The following is a 20,135-nucleotide window of genomic DNA, read 5'->3' on the forward strand; positions in this document are numbered from 1 at the left end:
GGCCCATCACGGGGTCGAAGCTACACTGCGGCCATTATGCCTGCCGGCCCTGTGCAGGCCATGTCCCCGAGTCCTCCATGCCAGGTCAACCGATGCCCGCAGCCCGTCCCGTCGCCATTCTGGGCGGCGTTCGTATCCCGTTCTGTCGTCAGAACACCGCTTACGCGGACGTGGGCAACCTGGGCATGTCGGTGCGCACGCTGGGGGCGCTGGTCGAGCGCTTCGGGCTGCACGGGCAGCAACTAGGCGAAGTGGCGATGGGGGCGGTGATCAAGCACTCCTCGGACTGGAACCTGGCCCGCGAGGCGGCGCTGTCGTCCGGGCTGTCGCCGCTGACGCCGGGCATCACCCTGCAGCGCGCCTGCGGCACCAGCCTGGATTCGGTGATCACCATCGCCAACAAGATCGCGCTGGGCCAGATCGATTCGGGCATCGGCGGCGGCTCGGACACCACCTCGGAAGTGCCGATCGTCTACGGCAAGAAGCTGCGCGCGCGGCTGATGGCCGCCAACCGTGCCAAGGCCACCGGCGACAAGCTCAAGGCCCTGCTGCGCGGCTTCAAGCTGAGCGAGCTCAAGCCCGAATTCCCCGGCGTGGCCGAGCCGCGCACCGGCAAGAGCATGGGCGACCACTGCGAGGACATGGCCAAGGAATGGAACATCTCGCGCGACTCGCAGGACGAATGGGCGGTGTCCTCGCACCACAAGTTGGCCGCCGCCTATGAGCGCGGCTTCTTCGACACGCTGATCGCGCCGTTCCGCGGCGTCTCGCGCGACAACATCCTGCGCGCCGACACCTCGCTGGAAAAGCTGGCCACGCTGCGCCCGGCCTTCGACAAGACCTCCGGCCGCGGCACGTTGACCGCGGCCAATTCCACCCCGCTCACCGATGGTGCGGCCGCGGTGCTGCTGTCCAGCGAAGCCTGGGCGCTGGCGCATGGCCACACCCCGATGGCCTATCTGCGCGATGCGCAGGTGGCGGCGGTGGATTTCGTGCATGGCGAAGGCCTGTTGATGGCGCCGACCATCGCGGTGCCGCAGATGCTGGCGCGTCAGGGCCTGACCCTGCAGGACTTCGACATCTACGAAATCCACGAGGCGTTTGCCGCGCAGGTGCTGTGCACGCTGCGCGCCTGGGAAAGCGAGGATTACTGCCGCAATCGCCTGGGGCTGGAAGCGCCGCTCGGCCGTATCGACCCGGACAAGATCAACCCGCTGGGCTCGTCGCTGGCCACCGGCCACCCCTTCGCCGCCACTGGCGCACGCGTGGTGGCAACGGCTGCCAAGCAACTGGAAGAACGCGGCGGCGGCCGTGCGTTGATTTCGATCTGCACCGCTGGCGGCATGGGCGTGGTGGCCATCGTCGAGCGCTGACGCTGCTGCGCAGCGTGGGATTGGGCATTCGGGATTGGGGATTCGCAAAAGCAGCTGCGGACTCCTGATTTTACGAATCCCGAATCCCGAATCCCCAACCTGCAAGGACGCATGGATGTCGAACGTTGATTCACACGAGCCCCCTACGCTTTATCTGCCTCCGACGCACGGCGCCGTGTGGCGCGAGGGCGATGTGCTGGTGTGCACGCCGGGCGCCGATCTGCCGCCGCGTTGCGTCAAGTGCAATGCGGCCGCGGACATCTCGCCGCGCCGCTACATCTTCCATTGGCATCACCCGGCGATCTATCTGACCCTATTGATGGGGGTGCTGCCGTATCTGATCCTGGCCATCGTGCTGCGCAAGCGCAGTGCGCACGTGCTGAGCCTGTGCGCGTGGCATGAGCGCCGCCGCGTGCGGTGTGTCGCCATCGCGATGGCGTCGATCGTGCCGTTGTTGGTCGGGGTGCTGTGGATCGGTGGTGCGACCGGCTGGCTGACCGGTGCCGGTGTGACGGCGGCGATGCTGTTGATCGGCAGGCGCGGTTCGCGCGTGTTGTCGGCGCAATCGGTCGATCACGAGCAGGCACGTTATTTCGGTGCCTGTGACGCGTTTTTGCGCGCATTGCCAGCGCCGCCCCGGGAATCGCGCGATTGGTGATCTGCGCCGCCATGTTTGCAGATAGCTTTGTAACGTCAATGCGTTGCCATCTCCGCGGACGTGAGGACGGGCCGGCAAACGTTGCCGACGGCGCTTCTGCCCGGATCTAGAAAACCAAAAGCCCCGGACATGCCGGGGCTGATGGTGAGTCCACGCATCGCCGCAACGGCGATCAGATCTTAGGTCAAAGCACGCGATCGTCCGGTGCGAGCGGATCGGCCGGCGGCGTGGCATACGCCGAGACGATCGGCCCGTGCAGCGATTGCTGCGGCAAGCCCTCGTGCACCGGCTCGCCGCGTGCGGCGCGCAGGGCGTTGGCGTAGCAATGCTGTGCAGACAGCAGATCCCCCGCGGCGGCAAAGCCGTGGCCGAGTTCTTCCCAGGCCTCGCTGCCCGCGCCATTGGCCACCGCGCGATGCAGGAACTCTTCGGCCTGCGACCACTGCTGCTGGTGACGGGCCAGGCGCGCCAGGGTCAGCAACAGGCCCGGGCTGTCCGGGTACTGGGCCAGCCAACGCTGCGCACTGGCGCGGCGCGAATCGTATTTTTCCAACGCCAGCACGCCGTACAGGCGCACCAGCGATTCGTCCCACTGCGTGTCCAGCGCCTGCTCCAGGCTGTGCACTGCCGCGTCGTCCCAATGCAGCGCCGCGGCGCGCTGTGCATAGGCGCCTACCACCGCAGGATAGGTGCGCAGCGGCTTGGGCAGCGCTTCCCAGCGTTCGGCCAGGGCATTGGCATCGCCGGCCTGCAACAGCGTCTGCTCGGCCAGCGTCGCTTCCAGGGCGCTGTAGGCCTCCGGTGCCAGTACCGCCTGCTGACGCAATGCGCCCAGCTGGCCGTAAGCCTCGTCGGCGCGGCCGATCTGCGCCAGGGCGTGCGTGCGCAGCAGCAGGCCGCGCGCCGGCAGCGGCTGGGCGTTGGCATGATCGAGCGCATTTATCGCCTCGACCGGGCGTTGCCGCGCCAGATGCCGCTCGCCCTGCAGCAACGCATGCGCGGTGGGGTCGCGCTCTGCCAATTGCTGGGCCAGCGCGTTCGCCGCCACCTCGTCGCCGCGTGCATCGGCGACCCGCACTGCGCTGGCCAGGGCGATGCCGCTGACCTCCGCATCCTCGCTGGCGTTGACCAACAGGCGCTCGGCACGCTGCCACTGGCCGTGATCGGCTGCGCGCAGGCCTTCGATCAGGCGGGCACGGCCCTTCCTGCGGCGGTACTTGCCCCAGACCCGGAACGGCAGGCTGACCAGCGTCCACACCAGCCACAGCACCAGCAGCGCGATGACCAGGATCAGCAGCGCCTGCGGCATGGCGGCGCGGTAGTCGTTGCCGCCGACGCTGACCACCACATTGCCCAGGTCGTAACTGGTCTGATGCGACAGCCATTGCGCACCGAGCACGCCCAGCGCCACGGCAACCAACAGGATCAAGACGGTACGCAACACTTTCATTGGGTGGATCTCCCTTCACGCATGGCCTGCAGTTGCAGCAGGGTGGTGCCCAGTTCCGGCAGGCGCGGACGCAGTGGCGCTTGTTGCAGCGTGCGCAGGCGGGTACGTGCCTGGCGACGTTGTGGTGAATCCGGCCACAGCCGGGTAGTCCAGGTGTCCACCCGGCGCAGCGATTGCGCAAAGCCGGCGGCATCGCCGCGCTCGGCCGCAGCGCGGGCCAGGCTGACCTCGATCTGCAAGGCGTCGCGCGCGGCATGGCGATCGTCGCCGGTCAGCAGTGCATCGCCTCGGCTGGGACGGATGTCCACCAGCGGTGTAAGTGCTTTCTGCCACCACGGCTGCGCTGCTTCGCTCTCTTGAGCGGTCTGTTCGGGCAGGCGCAGCAGGTCGCCGGCCAACTGGTCCAGGGTGTGGCCGGCCTGCGCCTGCGGACCGGCGCCCAGGCGATCCAGTGCATCGCGTTCCTGCACCAGCGCCTGACGCAGGTTGAGATAGCCGGGATCGTCGATGCCATTGAGCGCGGCATTGGCCAGCGCGTAGGCGCGGCGCGCACCGTCGGCGTCGCCGGCGATGCTCAGCCGCTGCTGGCCCAGCCGCAGCAGCAGCTCCACTTCATCCAGCCGCAGTGCCTGCGCTCCGTGGCGGTTGGGATCGGCAAGCTTTTGCACGGTTTCTTCGAGCAAGGCGCTGCGTTGGCTCAGGCCGAGCATCTCGTCGCGCAGCACGCGGTTGGTGGCTGCCGCATCCGCCAGGCGTTCGTTGGCCAGGCGTTGGTCGCGGCGCAAGGTCTCCAGCATCTGCTGCGTGCCATCCCAGCGCTGCTGCTGCGCTTCGGCGGCCTGCAGTTGCGCACTTTGATAGCCCTGCCATGCGCGCCAACCGAAGAACAGCGCCACGCCCACGGCGGCCAGCGCGACGACGAGCAGCAGCCATGCCAAGGGAAAGCGTCGCGTGGAAGCGGGCATTTCGGTCATTCGTCCATCCTCGCGCGGTCACGACGGGTGCAGGTGCCGCAGTCATCTGCCACAGCATGGCGTGCAGCGGCAGACAGCCGCAAGCCGTGCTTGAGTTCGAAGTTCAGCAAGGTCGCGATGGTGTCACGATCGCGGCGGCGGCAGCGGCCAATTGCTCGGGCAAGGGACCCGCAGCGCGCACCGCCTGCTGGAAGCCGGCGGCGTGTGCGGCTTGCAGCATGCGCTCGCTGGAGGCCACCAGCGGGCGTTGCCGTAAGGCGTCGATCAGCGGTCCGGGCAGTTGCTGCAGCACCAGCGTCAGCGCTTCGGCGCTGCTCAGCGCCAGCACACTAGCGGGCAGCACGTTCGCCAGGGCACGCACTGCCGATGCGCGCAGGCGCAACGGCACGCGCTGATAGACATCAGCGCGCAGGATGCGGGCGCCCCGCTGCTCCAGTGCCGGCGCCAGCATGCCGCGCCCGCCCGGGGCGGTGATCAGCCCGACGGCCTGCAGCGGTTGCCGGAACAGCGGCAATGCGAGCAGGCCCTCGCTGTCCATGCGCGCGGGGCGTATCACCGTGTCGATGCCGCAGGCCTGCAGCGCGCGCGCAGTGCCGTCTCCCACGCTCACCCACTGCGCCTGCGCCGGCCGCTGCAGCGGCGCCAGGCGATGCGCCGCGTGCACAGCGGCCGGGCTGGTGAACACCGCGATCGGCGCATGCAAGGCCTGCCGCAATGCAGCCCGTGCCTGCGGGGTGTCGTTGGTCTGCAGCCGCCACGGCGACAGCGCCAGCAGCCGTCCGCCGTGCCGCGCGGCGGCCCGCCGCAGTGGCGCGTGTTCACCGCTGGGCCGCAGCGAAATCAGGGTCCAGGCGTCGGCAGCTGGGGCGGGAGGCGTCATCCAGTGATTATGCGAGAGCCGTGCGTTATCGGGGGCGGGTGTCGCGCGCTGCGCTGGCGCTGGCGGCGATTCGATCCTCGCGCGCTGTCTGGCCTTTGCGTGCCTGCTCGACGCCATGCCTGCGTTTCTGCGGCCAGAACCTCGTCTCCGGGTCTGTGCCGATGACCGCTACCGCCCACGATCCGCCACGACGATCGAGCTGGAGTGGCGCCGTGATCAAGTCCTACCTCATCAACATGCAGCGCAGCGGCGAGCGCCTGCAGGCGATGTCGACGCGGTTCCAGGCACTGGGCCTGCCGTTCGAGCGGATTCCCGCAGTCGATGGCGCCACCCTGACGCCTGCGCAGATTGCCGACTTCGCACGCGAGCGGCCGCTGCAAGGCTCCGGGGATGCCTTCAGCACCGGCCCGCGCAAGTGGACCGCCTCCAACATCGGGTGCTTCCTGAGCCATCAGGCCGCGTGGCGCATCGCAGCCCACTCCGACGACGCCTACACCGCCATCTTCGAAGACGACATGCATCTGTCCGACGCGCTGCCGGCGCTGCTGCGCAGCAGCGAGTGGCTGCCGGGCGGCAACAGCATCGTGCGGCTGGAACCGTCCTACAACCGCATCAAGCTCGATGCCAAGGTCGCCGAAGTCGGTGGCCGGCAGCTGCGCCTGGTGCGTCCCTCGACCCACCAACACTGCTGGCCGGTCTGCGCCGGTGCGCTGATCCTCAGCCGCGATGCGGCGCGCCTGCTGCTCGCGGCCGACGCGCGCTGGCACACCATGGCCGACATTTTCCTGTTCGGCTGGAACGAATCGCCGGTCGCACAGCAACTGTCCACCTATCAGCTGGCGCCGGCGGCCTGCATCCAGGACAAGTTCTTCCACGCCGCCCCGGAGCAGATCGTGTTCACCAGCACCATCGATGCGCCGTTGACGCACGCGCAACGGCAGCGCAGCGCGCATTGGAAGGCCAAGGCCACCGCGTTGCTGCGGGTGGCGCAGGGCTATCGCAAGGTCGTGTTCGCGCCCTGAGCCGGGCAAGACCCAGGCATGCGGCGACGCGATGCCGTACGCGTTCACCATGCGGTACCGCATGTCATTCCAGTGCACAAGACGCTCGCGGAACATTGCGGCATGATGCCGCCCTTCGCCGTCTTCCAGCCTTCGCCGATGACTCCTTCGTGCACGCTCGCATCCGCCCTGCAGTCGCTGCAGCAACAGTTCGTCGCCATGCCGCCGGTCCTGTCGATGGGCATTGCCGTCGACGGCTTGCATGACGGCGCCTTGCGCTTGCGTGCGCCGCTGCAGGCCAACGTCAACGACAAGGCCAACGCGTTCGGCGGCAGCCTAGCTTCGTTGATGACGCTGGCCAGCTGGGGCTGGCTGACGCTGCAACTGCAACTGGCCGGGCACAGCGCCGATGTCTACGTGGCCGACAGCCAGCTGCGCTACGTCGCCCCGGTCTACGAGGACCTGGTGGCCAATGCCGAGCCGTCCGAACTCGGCAGCTGGGAGGCGTTCCTGGCGACCTTCCGGCAGCGCGGCAAGGCGCGCATCGGCATGCGTGCGCAGATCGCGCTGGGATCCGGTGCGGCGGCGGCCACCCTGAGCGGGCGCTTCGTGGCGTTTCCAAAACGGTAGGATGCGCGCTGGACTTGGGGGAATGCGCATGCGTGCAGTGATCGGGGCAATGCTGTTGCTCGGGCTGGCGATGGTCAGCGGGGTGGCGTCTGCCGGCAGCCGTGCCCAGGCACGCGCGCTGGAAACCACCCAGGCCGCCTACACCGCTGCGGTGCGCTGGAGCGATTTCGATGCCGCGCAGGGCTTTGTCGAGCCGACCTACGCCCAGGCGCATCCGCTCAGCGATCTGGAACGCTCGCGCTACGAACAGGTGCAGATCTCCGGCTACCGCGAGCTGCGGGTGGGCGAAGATGGCAACGGCGACCTGCGCCGCGAGGTCGAGCTGCGGGTGATCAACCGCAATACCCAGGCCGAGCGGCTGGTGCGCAGCATCGAGCTGTGGCGCTGGGATGCCGAGCGCAAACGCTGGTGGCTGGCCAGCGGCCTGCCCGATCTGTGGCAAGGCCAGTAGCCCGTGCCACCAGTGCCTGGCCGTCGCGCGCGCCAGCTGTGCGACAATTCCCGCCCGCTTGACTGACCCTGACCCCGTGAATTTCGAAGAGCTGCAGGCCTTTGTCGGCCGCAACCCCATGTTGTCACTGGCCCTGGTGGGCCTGACCATCGCCCTGATCGTCACCGAGGTCGCGCGCCTGTTCCGTGGGTATCGCGCACTCAAGCCGGCCGAGCTGACCCGTTTGATCAACAGCGAGAACGCGCTGGTGATCGACCTGTCGCCGACCGCCGATTTCGAAAAAGGCCACATCGCCGGCAGCCGCAACGTGGCGCTGGCCAAGTTCGACCCGGCCGGCAAGCTCCTCGCCAACGCCAAGTCCTCGCCCGTAGTGGTGGTGTGCCGTAACGGCAATGCCTCCGCAGGCGCGGCCAAGACGCTGAAGAAAGCCGGTTTCGAGCAGGTCTACTGGCTCGATGGCGGCGTGGCCGCCTGGCAGATGGCCGAGCTGCCGCTGGTCAAGGGCCGCGCCTGACCGCACCTTGTGAGGCGCCGGGCAAGTCCCCATTGCTGGCGTGAGAGACTCGCACTTTCACGTCTGCATCATTCAACGCTGCATCCACCGAACCGTTTCTGGAGTTAGGAATGTCCGACGAAATCATCAACGGCGCGGTTGCGCCGGCCGACGCCGCTGCTGGCCCCGCTTTCACCATCGAGAAGATTTACGTCAAGGACGTTTCCTTCGAATCGCCGAACGCGCCGTCCGTCTTCAATGACGCCAACCAGCCCGAGCTGCAGCTGAACCTCAACCAGAAGGTGCAGCGCCTCAACGACAACGCCTTCGAAGTGGTGCTGGCCGTGACCCTGACCTGCACCGCCGGTGGCAAGACCGCCTACGTGGCCGAAGTGCAGCAGGCCGGCGTGTTCGGCCTGGTCGGCCTGGAGCCGCAGGCGATCGACGTGCTGCTCGGCACCCAGTGCCCGAACATCCTGTTCCCGTACGTGCGCACCCTGGTCAGCGACCTGATCCAGGCCGGCGGCTTCCCGCCGTTCTACCTGCAGCCGATCAACTTCGAAGCGCTGTATGCAGAAACCCTGCGCCAGCGTTCGCAGGGCGAAGGCACCTCGCTGGCCGATTCCGAGCCGGCTGGCAACGCCTAAGCCTTGCGTGCGCCGATGAGCGATTCGACGCAGAAGATCGCGGTTCTCGGCGCCGGCTCCTGGGGCACGGCCCTGGCCGCGCTGCTCGCCAGGCACGGTCACCCGACCGTGCTCTGGGGACGCGATGCGGCGATGGTGGATACCATCGACCGCACCCACGAAAACGCGCGTTATCTGCCGGGGATTGCACTGCCCGAGAGCCTGCGCGCGACCACCGACCTGCAACTGGCCATTGCCGATGCTGGCTGGATCCTGGTCGTGGTGCCCTCGCACGCATTCACCGAGACGATCCGGTTGATCGCCCCGTTGCGTCCGGCCGGTGCCGGCGTTGCGTGGGCGACCAAGGGCTTCGAGCCCGGTTCCGGGCGGTTCCTGCACGAAGTGGCGCGCGACATCCTCGGTCCCGGCGTTCCGCTGGCCGTGGTGACCGGGCCGTCCTTCGCCAAGGAAGTCACGCTCGGCCTGCCGACCGCCATCACCGTGCACGGCGACGATGCGGCCTTTGCGCAGGTCGTGGCCGATGCCATGCATGGCCCCACTTTCCGCGCCTATACGGGCGATGACATGGTGGGCGCCGAGCTCGGTGGTGCGATGAAGAACGTGCTGGCGGTGGCCACCGGCGTGGCCGATGGCATGCAGCTCGGCCTCAACGCCCGTGCCGGCCTGATCACGCGCGGCTTGAACGAGATGCTGCGTCTGGCGGCGGCGATCGGTGCACGGCCGGAGACGTTGATGGGCCTGGCGGGTCTGGGCGATCTGGTGCTCACCTGCACCGGCGATCTGTCGCGCAACCGACGGCTGGGGCTGGCCCTAGGGCGCGGACAGAGCCTGAACGATGCGATCCGCGAGATCGGCCAGGTGGTTGAATCGGTGCAGACCGCCGATGAAGTCATGCGTCAGGCCGAGCATCACGGCATCGAGCTGCCGATCTCCAACGCCGTGCGTGCGGTATTGCATGGCGAGATCACCCCGGAAGCAGGCTTGAAGGAATTGCTGGCACGCGAGCGCAAGCCCGAGTACCCGCAGACCTTGTTCACCTGATCGTGGCATCGCGCGTTGACGCGCTGCGCAGAAACAACAAAAAGCCCGGCATTGCCGGGCTTTTTGTTGGTGTCGATCGCAAAGGTTGGCGGCAAGCTGTAGCCGCTTGAGCGCGCTGGATCGTGCTTCTACAGCAGCCGCATTGCGCACATGCCGCTATAGCGCGATGTGCGCAGCGCCAGCCGATCGCCCAAAAGAAAGAAGCCCGGTCGGGGGACCGGGCTTCCAATGCAACGCGGGAGAGAGAGTCGCGTTGCAGTCAAACGTGCGGCTTACCAGCTGAAGCGCGGGCCGACCGACCATTCCTTATTGCCGTCGCCATCCATACGGATGTCGCCGTTGATGCCCCAGTTCTGGTTCAACTTGACCTGGGCGCCGAGGCGGCCGTAGAAGTTGTCGCCGATGTCGATGCCGCGCTTCTTGGAGAAGTCTTCGTAGCCAGCCAGGGCGTAGACTTCGAAGTGCTCGCCGAAGGCGTTACGCAGGCCGGCTTCAACGCTGTAACCGTCGAAGCTGATGTTCGGGGTGTCCAGGTCCAGCTTGCGGTAGGCAACGCGAGCAACGAAGTCGGTGCTGGTGGCGATTTCCTGGTTGTAACCCACGCCGACGCCCCACTGCTGGAAGTCGGAGTTGGAGCTTTCGAACACGTTGTCGTTGTCGTCAGCGTTCTGCTTGCTGTAATCGCCGAACACGTGGAAGTTCGGAGCGACGGCGTAGGACGCCTTCACGCCCCAACCATCAGCGTCGCGGCCTTCGGTCGGGGTGCGCACGTAGTCACCTTCGACGAAGTTGTAGGAGAGGTTTTCAGCAGCGGAGGCCGCAAACGGCAGGGCTGCGAGAAGGCCGAGGGCCAGCAGGGAATTCTTCATGATCGATACCTGTACTTATGGTTTGGGCCGGCGCTGAGGCGGATGCCGTTCGCTGCCGAGATGTAAATTCTCCGTTATTCGATGGAACGCGACATGAATTTTGGACTGACTGGTCCATGAATCATCGCGCCCAGTTCAGCTCCGCTTCCTTGTCATCAAATTGCAATGCGCGTAGCGCACGCGCAAAGCGTGATGCATTGGCGGTTACATCGCGTCGATGTGATGCGCATGTATAGAAGCGGCTGTTTTGCAGTGATTTTTACTGCGTTTGCAGCGTGCAAGCACATTGCGCTGACACTGTGACTGGGAGCATGCAAGGCTTGTCGAACAAGCGTGGAGCTGCATCGTGGCGAAGAAAAAGACGTTGGCGCGGTTTCTGGCCGAGACGCTGCAGAGCGCGGGGGTGGAGCGGATCTGGGGGTTGACCGGCGACAGCCTCAACGGCCTGACCGATGCCTTGCGCGAGATGCAGACGATCGAATGGATGCACGTACGCCACGAAGAGGTGGCCGCGTTCGCTGCCGGTGCCGAAGCGGCGGTGACCGGCAAGCTGGCGGTGTGTGCGGGTAGCTGCGGGCCGGGCAACCTGCACTTGATCAACGGGCTGTTCGATTGTCATCGCAGCCGCCAGCCGGTGCTGGCGATCGCCGCGCATATTCCCTCGTCCGAGATCGGGCTGAACTATTTTCAGGAGACGCATCCGCAGGAACTGTTCCGCGAGTGCAGTCACTTTGTGGAATTGGTGACCAATCCGGCGCAGCTGCCGGAAGTGCTGCACCGGGCGATGCGTGCGGCGATCCTGCAGCAAGGCGTAGCGGTGGTGGTGATCCCCGGCGATATCGCACTGCTGGAAGTGGACAAGCACATTCCCACGGCGTGGCCGCAACTGCGCCAACCGCGCGTACTGCCGGCTCCCGAAGATGTGCAGCAACTGGCCGCGCTGCTGCAGCAGAGCGAAGCGATCACGCTGTTGTGCGGCAGCGGTTGCGCGGGCGCACACGATGCGGTGGTGGCATTGGCCGACACCCTGGGCGCGCCGATCGTGCATGCCTTGCGGGGCAAGGAACACGTGGAGTGGGAGAACCCGTTCGATGTCGGCATGACCGGCCTGATCGGTTTCAGCTCCGGCTATCACGCGATGCTCAACTGCGACACCTTGATCATGCTGGGCACGGATTTCCCGTATCGGCAGTTCTATCCGAAGGATGCGACCATCGTGCAGGTGGACCGCGACCCGAGCGCGCTGGGGCGGCGTACGCCGTTGCAGCTGGGCATCGCAGCGGACGTAGGCGAAACCATTGCCGCCTTGCTGCCGCAGCTGCAGCGACGCGAGAAACGCGACTTCCTGGACAAGGCGCTGGCGCACTATCGCAAGGCGCGCGAGGGGCTGGACGATCTGGCGGTGCCGGCCGATCCAGGCGAGCCGCTGCATCCGCAATTCGTGGCGCGCATGATCAGCCAGATCGCCGACCAGGATGCGGTATTCACCTGCGATGTCGGCACGCCGACGGTGTGGGCCGCGCGTTATCTGCGCATGAACGGACAACGCCGCTTGCTTGGTTCGTTCAACCACGGCTCGATGGCCAATGCGATGCCGCAGGCGCTGGGTGCGCAGTCGGCGTATCCGGGCCGTCAGGTGATTGCGCTGTCGGGTGATGGTGGTTTTGCGATGCTGATGGGCGATTTCATCTCGCTGGCGCAGCTGCGTCTGCCGGTGAAGATCGTGGTGTTCAACAACTCTTCGCTGGGATTCGTGGCGATGGAGATGAAGGCCGCCGGCTATCTGGACACCGGCACCGAGCTGCGCAATCCGGACTTCGCAGCGATGAGCAATGCGATGGGCATCCTGGGCATCCGGGTCGATGAGTCCGCGCAACTGGAGCGGGCGTTGCGGCAGGCCTTCGCGCATTCCGGTCCGGCGCTGGTGGATGTGCGCATCGCCACGCAGGAACTGGCGGTGCCGCCGGCAATCAAGCTGGAACAGGCCAAAGGCATGGGCCTGTATCTGCTCAAGGCAGTGATGAGCGGGCGCGGCGATGAGGTGATCGATCTGGTCAAGACCAACATGCGCTGACACAGTTACCGCGTTCTGAACTGCACGTCTTTACCGGACCCTCGCATGCCTCGTTCGTTGTTGCGCCAGTTGCTGCTGATCTGGGTGGTGATCCTGGCTGCCTGCGTGGGCGTGGCCACGATGCTGTATGGCCTGTACCGACAGACCGAAGGGGTGCGACTGGACGATGCGCGCCAGCAATTGACCGCGCAATGCGCACGCATCGTGCAGCGCTACGCCGGCGCAAGCGAGGCGGCGCGTAGTGGCGACAACGGCGCCGGGCTGGCCGCGGTAGTGGTGCAACTGGTGCTGGCCGATGCGCCCGGTGTGGAGGGCGGGGTGTGGAATCTCGACAAGGGATTCGTTGCCTACGCCTATCCCACCTACGACGGCAGCGATCACAAGACCGATATCCCGGCCGCCGAGTGGACCACGATCGTCAGTACCGCACGGCAGAGTGCGGTGGGCAACAAGGCCGTGGATTTTCGTCGCGACGGCAGCCGCGAAGTGGTGTTGATCAGTGCCTGCCCGCTGGCCGCGGGCACCGCTGCATGGACCATGTCGCGGGTGCCGGCGAGCACCTCCGATGCCTGGCGGCCACTGGCGATCGGCATGCTGCTGATCTTCGCCATGGTGGCAATGTCGGCGATTGCCCTGGGCGTGGTGGTGCGGCGCTGGAGTCAGCGCCTGCAGCGCATCCAGCAGGCGCTGGCCGCCGATACCGAACTTCCGCAGATTCCGGTCACCGGCGCACCCGAGCTGGACCGGCTGGGCGCTGCGGTCAGCGATTACGCACAGCGCAATGCGCAGGCCTTGGCGCAGACGCGGCGGCTGGCCGACGAGCTGGCACGGCACGAGCGGCTGGCCGCACTCGGGCGCCTGACCGCCACGGTGGCGCATGAGATTCGCAACCCCATCGCCACGATGCGCCTGGCCGTGGAGAACGAAATCGCCACTCGCCAGGGCACGCCGGACGATGCCGCGCATGGTGAGCTGATGCTGGGGCAGATCCGTCGCCTGGATGGGGTGGTCGAAAGCCTGCTCGGCATGGTGCAGCCGATCCGGCTGCAGCTGGAGACGGTGGTGGTGCAGGACTGGCTGGCGAGCTTGCTCGATCCTGCCGTGCTGCCGCCGGGCGCGCCGGCGCCACAGCTGCGCGTCCCGGACGCGCCGCTGCAGTGGATGCTCGATCCGCAGCAGCTCGGCCGTGCCGTACACAATCTGCTGCGCAACGCGCTCCAGCACGCCGATGCAGGCAGCGCGGTGACACTGGAGGCCAGCACCCGCGATGGGTTGTTGCAGCTACAGGTGAGCAATCGTGGCGCGGCCATCGCCGATGCCATCGCTTCGCAATTGTTCGAGCCGTTCGTCAGCGGTCGCGCCGACGGCAATGGCCTGGGGCTTGCGCTGGTGCGCGAGATCGCCCGTGCACATGGCGGGCAGGTGCGTTATGCACACGCCGACGGTATGACCCATTTCATTCTGGAGCTGCCATGGCGCGCATCCTGATCATCGACGACGATGCGGCGTTTCTGGCCACCTTGCAGGCAACGCTGCGCTCGCTCGGCCATACGGTGATCGCGGTCGACAACGGCGCCGATGGTTTGCTGCGCCTGAACGAGGGCGGCGTCGAGCTGGCGTTCGTAGACTTCCGCATGCCCGGCATGGACGGCATCCAGGTGCTGCGTGCGCGTGCGGACGATCCCCGCGCGCGCCAGGTGCCGCTGGTGATGCTCACCGCGTACGCCTCCAGCGGCAACACCATCGAAGCGATGACGCTGGGTGCGTTCGATCACCTGGTCAAGCCGGTGGGGCGTGCCGATATCGTCGAGGTGGTGGAGCGTGCATTGGCGAGTCGCGCCGATGCCGACGCCGATGCCGATGCCGATGCCGCAGCGAGCGAACCACCCGACGACGACGACGGCCTGGTCGGCCACAGTCCGGCGATGCGTACCGTGCATAAACGCATCGGGCTGGCGGCAGCCTCCGATCTGCCGGTGTTGATCACCGGCGAAACCGGTACCGGCAAGGAGCTGGTCGCGCGCGCCCTGCATCGCGCCAGCGCACGCGCAAATGCGGCGTTCGTGGCAGTCAATTGTGCGGCGATCCCGTTGGAGTTGATGGAAAGCGAATTGTTCGGCCATCGCAAGGGCGCCTTTTCCGGGGCGACCAGCGACCGCATCGGCCTGATTCGCGAAGCCGATGGCGGCACGCTGTTCCTGGACGAGATCGGCGACATGCCGCTGCCGATGCAGGCCAAGTTGTTGCGCTTCCTGCAGGAAGGCGAAGTGACGCCGCTGGGCGGGCGCGGCGCGCAAAAGGTGGATGTGCGCGTGCTGGCGGCCACGCATCGCGATCTGGCGGCGTGGGTGGCGGCAGGACAGTTCCGCAGCGATCTGCGCTATCGCCTCAATGTGGTGCCGATCGAACTGCCGCCGCTGCGCGAACGCGGGCAGGACATCGTGCTGCTTGCGCAGTATTTCCTGCGCAGCGGCGAAGGCGCGGCGCGTGCGTTGTCGGCGGACGCGCAAGCGCGGCTGCTGGCCTACCCGTGGCCCGGTAACGTGCGCGAGCTGCGTAACGTCATGCAACGCAGCCAGCTGCTGGTGCGCGGCCACGGCATCGTTGCCGCGGATCTGGACGACGCGCTCGAGCACGATGCCGAGCAGCACACGACGACAGCGCCACCGGAAGGCAGCTTGCCCGAGGCGGTGGCGCGGCTGGAAAAGCAGATGATCCAGGACGCCTTGGCGCACAGTGGCGGCAACCGCGCCGAAGCCGCGCGCCGGCTCGGCATTCATCGCCAGCTGCTGTACCGCAAGCTCGATGAGTACGGCCTGCAGTAGGCGCAGCGATCACCGGACGCGATGGTTGCAGGCTGCCGCTTCGGTCACGACGCAATACGCGCACAGCAGCACGTGCACCTGTTGTCATGCGCACCTGTTGGTTGCATGTCGCCGCTGCCACTCGCAGCATTGGCTACGGCCTTGCACCAGCAAACGGTGCAGCCGGAAAGCGCAGCACCACGCGTTCGAAATCCAGCCCGAACATCGGCACGCGCACGCCACCGTCGAGCGTGCCCGGCACGCTCTTGCCTTGCAGGGTCGAAACACAACCCGAGCTGCAACGTGTCTGCAAAGCGGACAGTGGTGGATGAAACGCAGACGACTGTCCGCGCGCGTGCAGACACAAAACCCTTGTAAAACAACGGACTCGCTGTTGGCACGATTGCTGCTTTATCTCCAGGGCGAGCGGCGCTCCTGCCGCGTTGGAGACATCGCATGATTCGTCAGACCGCACTTGCTTTCGCACTGGCCTGCAGCGTGGCGACCGCTGCCGCGCAGGCTCCCACACCGCCGGCAGCACCGATGGCGCCGCGCGCGCCGGTCGGCACGCCACCGCCGGCTCCGCCGGTGCCGCCCGCACCGCCCGCGCCGTTGGCCGCCACCCCGGTGCGCATCACCGGCACGGTCGAGCGCTTCATGCTCAATCCCAATGGCGAGGTCGACGGCCTGTGGTTGCGCGATGGCACCCAGGTGGCATTTGCACCGCATCTGTCCGCACAGTTGCAGGCTGCGGTGCGCCGGGGCGACACGGTGAGCGTGCAGGGCTATCGCCTGGGCAGCCTGCCGGTGCTGCGCGCCAGCAGCATCCGCTCCAATCGTGGTGGGCGCGAAGTGGTCGACCAGCCGCCGACGGGCGCCATGCCGCCGGCGCCGCCAGCGCCTGCCGCGTTGACGCCGTTGCAGGCGGAAGGACGCATCGAGCGCTTGGTCTACGGCCCGGGTGGCGAGACCAATGGCGCGTTGCTGAGCGATGGCACGCTGGTGCGGATGCCGCCGCATCTGGCGCTGCAGTTCGGTGATCTGCTGCGGGCCGGCGCGCCATTGAGCGTGAGCGGCTTCGGGGTTGCCACCGCCAACGGCCGCGCCATCGAAGCCACCCAACTGGGCCGCGATCGCGCCTCGCAGCGTGCGCTGTTCAGCCCGCCGCGCCCGGACGGCCCGGTGCCGCCCGCACCACCGGCCCCGCCTGTCCCGCCGCCAGCGCCCGCTCCGGCGCCGCGTTGATCCAGGGCGCCGCCGCCCACGCGGCGGCGCTTACCCGTCGCGTTCCCCTCTACGCGCCTGTTCACCACGCCGCATGCGTGGCGACGGGCGCGGCTTGCCGGCATCGGCCGGTTCTCACTTCTCTGGAGTTTTTCATGCATTGGGTCGACCCTGATTTCCTTCCCGAAACCCGCGGCACGCTGGCGCGCTTTCTGCTCAACCCCAAGGCCGATATCGACGGCCTGCTGCTGACCGACGGCACCGAGGTGCACACGCCGCCGCACCTGTCCGCCGCCTTGCTCAAGGCACTCAAGCCCGGCAGCACCTTGAGCGTGCGCGGCCTCAAGCCGCGCGATGTGGACATGCTGGTGGCCCTGGCGATCGATCCGGAAGGCGGCAAGCGCATCGTCGATGAGGGCCCGCACGGGTCGCATGCCAAGCTCAAGCCCAAACCGCCTGCCGGCAAGCCGCCCAAGCCGCAGCTCACCCAGCACAGCGGCACCATCGCGCGCCTGCTGCACGGCCCGCACGGGCAGGTGCATGGCGTGTTGCTGGACGACGAGGTCACGGTGCGGTTCCCACCGCATGCCGGAGAGGACTTCGCCAAGCAGCTGGTGGTCGGCAAGACGCTGGTGGCCGAAGGCGATACCAGGACGACCCCCCACGGGGTGCTGGTCCACGCGCATGCCTTGGGCGCCAAGGCCGCGTCGCTGAAGCAGATCGAGCATCCGCATGGTCCGGGTGCGCATAAGCCGAAGCCGAAGCACTAGCAGCCTGCAATGCGACTGCCGTGCTGGCGCCGTGCGACCGCAATTGGGTCGCACATGCCGCCCAGCATGCGCAGTCGCCTTTCATCGTTTCGTGGAGAGCGCCGATGCGCATGAGCACACCGCGTCCCCGTGGCAGCCGCGCACTGGAGGCGCTGCATTTCAGCGTGGCCGATGTGCAGGACGGGCTGGGGCCATTTCTCAGCGTGTTCCTGCAATCCAGGGGCTGGTCGGTGGCGGCGATCGGCACGGTGATGAGCGTGGGCGGCATCGCCGGCATGCTCGCCACCACCCCGGCCGGTGCACTGGTCGATAGCACCCGGCGCAAGCGCGCCGTGGTGGTGGTGGGCTGCCTGGCGATCCTGTTGGCCACGGCGCTGATCTGGCTGCATCCGACTTCCTCCGGTGTGGTCACCGCGCAGATCGTCTCGGCGTTGGCGGCAGCCGGCATCGGCCCGGCACTCACCGGCATCACCTTGGGGCTGGTGCACGCGCGCGGATTCGTTCATCAACTGGCGCGCAATCAGGTCGCCAACCACGCCGGCAACATGCTGGCCGCGGTGCTGGCCGGCTGGCTGGGCTGGCGCTACGGGTTTGCGGCGGTGTTCGTGCTCACCGCCGCGTTCGGTGTGCTGGCGATCGCGGCGGTGCTGCTGATTCCGTCTGCGGCCATCGACCATCGTGCCGCGCGCGGCCTGGGCCACGCCGACGGCGCGGACACCCTCAGCGGCTGGCGGGTGTTGCTGACCTGCCGGCCACTGGCCTTGCTGGCCATCACCCTGGGGCTGTTCCACCTGGGCAATGCGGCGATGCTGCCGCTCTACGGCATGGCCATCGTGGCCGCGCATGCGGGCGATGCGAGTGCGCTGACGGCGACCACCATCGTGGTCGCGCAGGCCACGATGGTGGTGGTGGCGTTGCTGGCGATGCGCTGGATCCGCGTGCACGGGCATTGGTGGGTGCTGCTGGTGGCCTTCATGGCCTTGCCGCTGCGTGCATTGGTGGCAGCGTCGCTAATCCATGGCTGGGGCGTGTTTCCGGTGCAGATCCTCGACGGACTCGGCGCCGGCCTGCAGGCCGTGGTGGTGCCGGCACTGGTGGCGCGATTGCTGCAGGGCACCGGGCGCGTCAATGTCGGCCAGGGCGCGGTGATGACGGTGCAAGGTGTGGGCGCGGCGCTGAGCCCGGCCTTGGGCGGCTGGCTGGCGCACGCCTTCGGCTATCGCATCGCGTTTCTGGCGCTGGGCGCCATCGCCTTGCTGGCGGTGGCGCTCTGGGCAGGCTGCCGCGGCATGCTGCAGGCAGCGACCGATGCCCAGGCGATGCAATGAGGTCATCGCAGCGGCGCGGAGCAGCACGCAAACGGCAACGCCCGCGACTGGCATACGCGCGGAGCACGCGTTGAGTGACAGACCGGTATGGGAACCATGCAGCGGGCCGGGATCGGGGCGGACGGTGCCGCAGTCAGCCAACCGTCTGCATCGCCACGGTTATCGGCCGCCGCTGAAGTCCCACTGACGCCAGGCTTCGAACACCATCACCGCAACAGTGTTGGACAGATTGAGGCTGCGGTTGTCCGGGCGCATCGGCAGGCGCAGCCGGTGCTGTGGCGGGATCGACTCCAGCACGTCGGCGGGCAAGCCGCGTGTTTCCGGGCCAAACAGGAAGGCATCGCCATCGGCAAATTGCGGTGTGTCGTAACGCACGGTGCTGCGCGTACTCAGTGCAAACACGCGCTTGGGCGCGATCGCGGCCAGGGCGGTGGGCAGGTCGGCATGCACCTGCAGGCTTGCGTATTCGTGATAGTCCAGGCCGGCGCGTTTGAGCTGCTTGTCGCTGAGGTCGAAGCCGAGCGGCTCGATCAGGTGCAGGCGCGCGCCGGTGTTGGCGCACAGGCGAATCACATTGCCCGTATTGGGCGGAATTTCCGGCTGAAACAGGATGACATCGAGGACGGGGGCTGACATGCGCGCAGTGTAGCTGCGCGCGTGCTCAAAGGCTGATGGCGGCGTTGACCAGCGCTTCCAGTTCGACCGGCGACGGCTGCAGCTGCGGCACCGGCAGGTTGACGATGACCTGGCCCATCAGCGCGCCGATGGCGGCAGCAGCCTGGCCGGAGGTGCTCTGCGCGCTGGAAGCGGCGTTGCGGGTCACCAGGTCGGCGCGCTGGTCGGCGGACGGACGCACCTGCACCGCAGCGAGGGTGAGGATGCGCGGGCCGGCCTGCTCGGCGGCGAGGGCGGCCAGCTGCTCGGCCGACGGACGCACCTGCACGGCGGCCAGGGTAGGGATGTCGCTGTTGCGCTCCAGCGCCTGCTGGGCGATCTGGTCGGCAGACGGGCGGACCTGCACGGTGTCCAGCGTGGTCAGGCTGGCGGCCTGGGCGAAACCGGCCAGGGCGGTACCGGCAAACAGGGCGGCGGAGAGGGCGATGCGCAGGGTCTGGGTCTTCATGGCGAGGTCTCTTGGTGTGGGTGATCAGTGGTGTGGTAGTAATGTAGTACACCGTTTCGGTAAGTGCAATAACTTTCGCGGCGCAGTTTTATTTATTCAGCTGGCAGTCATTTTCATTGATCGAGGTCGCTGCCCGCTGCTTGCCCATGCCATGCAGCAAACCGCGTGCCAGTTGCAGTGGATTGTTTTTAAAAGGATTTATGCGCCGCAGCGGTGTCCGCGTCCGGACACCCGGACGCGGATGCGGGCGCCGGACACCGGCCGAAGCGAGAGAACACGACGATCTGCGTGGTGTTCAGCGCGCTGAATGCGTGGCATGCGGCCGCGCAGCGCACGCCGATCGCC

At 67.3% G+C, this 20,135-nt stretch carries 21 protein-coding genes; 14 read left to right on the forward strand and 7 right to left on the reverse strand.

Annotated elements, in window-relative coordinates; translation table 11 throughout:
* The first annotated feature begins 77 nt into the window (after positions 1-77).
* Together ABQ137_RS01440 and ABQ137_RS01445 are read left to right on the forward strand one after the other, a co-directional pair.
* Positions 78-1,373: an acetyl-CoA C-acetyltransferase gene (locus ABQ137_RS01440; protein WP_024940494.1), complete on the forward strand. Its 1,296-nt coding sequence runs from the start codon at positions 78-80 to the stop codon at positions 1,371-1,373.
* 115 nt (positions 1,374-1,488) lie between these two features.
* On the forward strand, positions 1,489-2,031 hold the full coding sequence (locus ABQ137_RS01445; RefSeq protein ID WP_349781500.1) for a hypothetical protein: 543 nt from the start codon (positions 1,489-1,491) through the stop codon (positions 2,029-2,031).
* A 184-nt stretch (positions 2,032-2,215) separates the two neighbouring features.
* On the opposite strand, the gene ABQ137_RS01450 is transcribed toward ABQ137_RS01445, so the two are convergent.
* The 3 genes from ABQ137_RS01450 to ABQ137_RS01460 all read right to left on the reverse strand — a co-directional run bounded on the left by ABQ137_RS01450 (position 2,216) and on the right by ABQ137_RS01460 (position 5,452).
* Entirely contained in the window at positions 2,216-3,481 is a 1,266-nt protein-coding gene (locus tag ABQ137_RS01450; RefSeq protein WP_104569296.1) for a heme biosynthesis protein HemY, read from the reverse strand.
* Positions 3,478-4,455 (reverse strand): uroporphyrinogen-III C-methyltransferase, encoded by a 978-nt coding sequence (locus ABQ137_RS01455; RefSeq protein ID WP_184515374.1) that lies wholly within the window; start codon positions 4,453-4,455, stop codon positions 3,478-3,480. The genes ABQ137_RS01450 and ABQ137_RS01455 overlap by 4 nt, the downstream gene beginning before the upstream one ends.
* Positions 4,456-4,558: 103 nt before the next feature.
* Positions 4,559-5,452, reverse strand: a complete 894-nt coding sequence (locus tag ABQ137_RS01460) for a uroporphyrinogen-III synthase (RefSeq protein WP_184515377.1) — start codon at positions 5,450-5,452, stop codon at positions 4,559-4,561.
* Between the two features lie 95 nt (positions 5,453-5,547).
* Here ABQ137_RS01460 and ABQ137_RS01465 point away from each other — a divergent pair, with 95 nt between their 5' ends.
* The 6 genes from ABQ137_RS01465 to ABQ137_RS01490 all read left to right on the forward strand — a co-directional run bounded on the left by ABQ137_RS01465 (position 5,548) and on the right by ABQ137_RS01490 (position 9,598).
* Positions 5,548-6,357, forward strand: coding sequence for a glycosyltransferase family 25 protein (locus tag ABQ137_RS01465; protein WP_184515380.1), 810 nt, complete (start codon positions 5,548-5,550; stop codon positions 6,355-6,357).
* Positions 6,358-6,495: 138 nt separating this feature from the next.
* The gene (locus ABQ137_RS01470) at positions 6,496-6,966 is read left to right on the forward strand and encodes a YiiD C-terminal domain-containing protein (protein WP_024940488.1); all 471 of its coding nucleotides are present in this window, start codon (positions 6,496-6,498) and stop codon (positions 6,964-6,966) included.
* Between the two features lie 28 nt (positions 6,967-6,994).
* A complete protein-coding gene (locus ABQ137_RS01475) occupies positions 6,995-7,417 on the forward strand; it encodes a hypothetical protein (RefSeq protein WP_039518349.1) in 423 nt (140 codons plus the stop codon).
* A 76-nt stretch (positions 7,418-7,493) separates the two neighbouring features.
* Positions 7,494-7,931: a rhodanese-like domain-containing protein gene (locus ABQ137_RS01480; RefSeq protein ID WP_016903395.1), complete on the forward strand. Its 438-nt coding sequence runs from the start codon at positions 7,494-7,496 to the stop codon at positions 7,929-7,931.
* 110 nt (positions 7,932-8,041) lie between these two features.
* A complete protein-coding gene (gene secB, locus ABQ137_RS01485) occupies positions 8,042-8,557 on the forward strand; it encodes a protein-export chaperone SecB (RefSeq protein ID WP_016903394.1) in 516 nt (171 codons plus the stop codon).
* A 15-nt stretch (positions 8,558-8,572) separates the two neighbouring features.
* Complete coding sequence (locus ABQ137_RS01490) at positions 8,573-9,598, forward strand: NAD(P)H-dependent glycerol-3-phosphate dehydrogenase (RefSeq protein ID WP_026064544.1); 1,026 nt, start codon at positions 8,573-8,575, stop codon at positions 9,596-9,598.
* 272 nt (positions 9,599-9,870) lie between these two features.
* Here the strand turns inward: ABQ137_RS01490 and ABQ137_RS01495 are convergent, their stop codons facing one another.
* A complete protein-coding gene (locus tag ABQ137_RS01495; protein WP_016904049.1) occupies positions 9,871-10,467 on the reverse strand; it encodes an OmpO family porin in 597 nt (198 codons plus the stop codon).
* A gap of 364 nt (positions 10,468-10,831) precedes the next feature.
* On the opposite strand from ABQ137_RS01495, the gene poxB reads away from it, so the two are divergent.
* The 3 genes from poxB to ABQ137_RS01510 are packed head-to-tail and all read left to right on the forward strand — an operon-like array spanning position 10,832 to position 15,366.
* Positions 10,832-12,541 carry a ubiquinone-dependent pyruvate dehydrogenase gene (gene poxB / locus ABQ137_RS01500; RefSeq protein WP_184517650.1) on the forward strand — a complete coding sequence of 570 codons (1,710 nt, stop codon included), beginning with the start codon at positions 10,832-10,834 and terminating at the stop codon, positions 12,539-12,541.
* 45 nt (positions 12,542-12,586) lie between these two features.
* A complete protein-coding gene (locus ABQ137_RS01505) occupies positions 12,587-14,029 on the forward strand; it encodes a sensor histidine kinase (protein WP_184515383.1) in 1,443 nt (480 codons plus the stop codon).
* Positions 14,014-15,366, forward strand: coding sequence for a sigma-54-dependent transcriptional regulator (locus ABQ137_RS01510; RefSeq protein ID WP_349781004.1), 1,353 nt, complete (start codon positions 14,014-14,016; stop codon positions 15,364-15,366). The genes ABQ137_RS01505 and ABQ137_RS01510 overlap by 16 nt, the downstream gene beginning before the upstream one ends.
* A 133-nt stretch (positions 15,367-15,499) precedes the next feature.
* Here the strand turns inward: ABQ137_RS01510 and ABQ137_RS01515 are convergent, their stop codons facing one another.
* Positions 15,500-15,658 carry a hypothetical protein gene (locus tag ABQ137_RS01515; RefSeq protein ID WP_349781005.1) on the reverse strand — a complete coding sequence of 53 codons (159 nt, stop codon included), beginning with the start codon at positions 15,656-15,658 and terminating at the stop codon, positions 15,500-15,502.
* 143 nt (positions 15,659-15,801) lie between these two features.
* Between ABQ137_RS01515 and ABQ137_RS01520 the strand changes: the two genes are divergently transcribed.
* From ABQ137_RS01520 to ABQ137_RS01530, 3 genes are all read left to right on the forward strand, one after another.
* Positions 15,802-16,590 (forward strand): hypothetical protein, encoded by a 789-nt coding sequence (locus ABQ137_RS01520; RefSeq protein WP_184515390.1) that lies wholly within the window; start codon positions 15,802-15,804, stop codon positions 16,588-16,590.
* 134 nt (positions 16,591-16,724) lie between these two features.
* Positions 16,725-17,339, forward strand: a complete 615-nt coding sequence (locus ABQ137_RS01525; protein ID WP_184515393.1) for a hypothetical protein — start codon at positions 16,725-16,727, stop codon at positions 17,337-17,339.
* Between the two features lie 104 nt (positions 17,340-17,443).
* Entirely contained in the window at positions 17,444-18,667 is a 1,224-nt protein-coding gene (locus tag ABQ137_RS01530) for an MFS transporter (RefSeq protein ID WP_184515397.1), read from the forward strand.
* Positions 18,668-18,826: 159 nt separating this feature from the next.
* On the opposite strand, the gene ABQ137_RS01535 is transcribed toward ABQ137_RS01530, so the two are convergent.
* Together ABQ137_RS01535 and ABQ137_RS01540 are read right to left on the reverse strand one after the other, a co-directional pair.
* A complete protein-coding gene (locus ABQ137_RS01535; RefSeq protein ID WP_039517704.1) occupies positions 18,827-19,303 on the reverse strand; it encodes a tRNA (cytidine(34)-2'-O)-methyltransferase in 477 nt (158 codons plus the stop codon).
* Between the two features lie 25 nt (positions 19,304-19,328).
* On the reverse strand, positions 19,329-19,790 hold the full coding sequence (locus tag ABQ137_RS01540; RefSeq protein ID WP_046345327.1) for an XAC0231 family protein: 462 nt from the start codon (positions 19,788-19,790) through the stop codon (positions 19,329-19,331).
* Positions 19,791-20,135 lie beyond the last annotated feature (345 nt).

The organism is Xanthomonas sp. WHRI 8393, from assembly GCF_040203315.1.
In the GTDB taxonomy this organism is placed as follows: domain Bacteria; phylum Pseudomonadota; class Gammaproteobacteria; order Xanthomonadales; family Xanthomonadaceae; genus Xanthomonas; species Xanthomonas arboricola.

What these genes read in the sequence shown, in the direction of transcription:
- ABQ137_RS01440 (WP_024940494.1), top strand. Translation starts at nt 78, where the DNA reads ATGCCAGGTCAACCGATGCCCGCAGCCCGTCCCGTCGCCATTCTGGGC.
- ABQ137_RS01445 (WP_349781500.1), top strand. Translation starts at nt 1,489, where the DNA reads ATGTCGAACGTTGATTCACACGAGCCCCCTACGCTTTATCTGCCTCCG.
- ABQ137_RS01450 (WP_104569296.1), bottom strand. Translation starts at nt 3,481, where the DNA reads ATGAAAGTGTTGCGTACCGTCTTGATCCTGTTGGTTGCCGTGGCGCTG.
- ABQ137_RS01455 (WP_184515374.1), bottom strand. Translation starts at nt 4,455, where the DNA reads ATGACCGAAATGCCCGCTTCCACGCGACGCTTTCCCTTGGCATGGCTG.
- ABQ137_RS01460 (WP_184515377.1), bottom strand. Translation starts at nt 5,452, where the DNA reads ATGGCGTCGAGCAGGCACGCAAAGGCCAGACAGCGCGCGAGGATCGAA.
- ABQ137_RS01470 (WP_024940488.1), top strand. Translation starts at nt 6,496, where the DNA reads ATGACTCCTTCGTGCACGCTCGCATCCGCCCTGCAGTCGCTGCAGCAA.
- ABQ137_RS01475 (WP_039518349.1), top strand. Translation starts at nt 6,995, where the DNA reads ATGCGTGCAGTGATCGGGGCAATGCTGTTGCTCGGGCTGGCGATGGTC.
- secB (WP_016903394.1), top strand. Translation starts at nt 8,042, where the DNA reads ATGTCCGACGAAATCATCAACGGCGCGGTTGCGCCGGCCGACGCCGCT.
- ABQ137_RS01490 (WP_026064544.1), top strand. Translation starts at nt 8,573, where the DNA reads ATGAGCGATTCGACGCAGAAGATCGCGGTTCTCGGCGCCGGCTCCTGG.
- ABQ137_RS01495 (WP_016904049.1), bottom strand. Translation starts at nt 10,467, where the DNA reads ATGAAGAATTCCCTGCTGGCCCTCGGCCTTCTCGCAGCCCTGCCGTTT.
- ABQ137_RS01505 (WP_184515383.1), top strand. Translation starts at nt 12,587, where the DNA reads ATGCCTCGTTCGTTGTTGCGCCAGTTGCTGCTGATCTGGGTGGTGATC.
- ABQ137_RS01510 (WP_349781004.1), top strand. Translation starts at nt 14,014, where the DNA reads ATGGCGCGCATCCTGATCATCGACGACGATGCGGCGTTTCTGGCCACC.
- ABQ137_RS01520 (WP_184515390.1), top strand. Translation starts at nt 15,802, where the DNA reads ATGATTCGTCAGACCGCACTTGCTTTCGCACTGGCCTGCAGCGTGGCG.
- ABQ137_RS01525 (WP_184515393.1), top strand. Translation starts at nt 16,725, where the DNA reads ATGCATTGGGTCGACCCTGATTTCCTTCCCGAAACCCGCGGCACGCTG.
- ABQ137_RS01530 (WP_184515397.1), top strand. Translation starts at nt 17,444, where the DNA reads ATGCGCATGAGCACACCGCGTCCCCGTGGCAGCCGCGCACTGGAGGCG.
- ABQ137_RS01535 (WP_039517704.1), bottom strand. Translation starts at nt 19,303, where the DNA reads ATGTCAGCCCCCGTCCTCGATGTCATCCTGTTTCAGCCGGAAATTCCG.
- ABQ137_RS01540 (WP_046345327.1), bottom strand. Translation starts at nt 19,790, where the DNA reads ATGAAGACCCAGACCCTGCGCATCGCCCTCTCCGCCGCCCTGTTTGCC.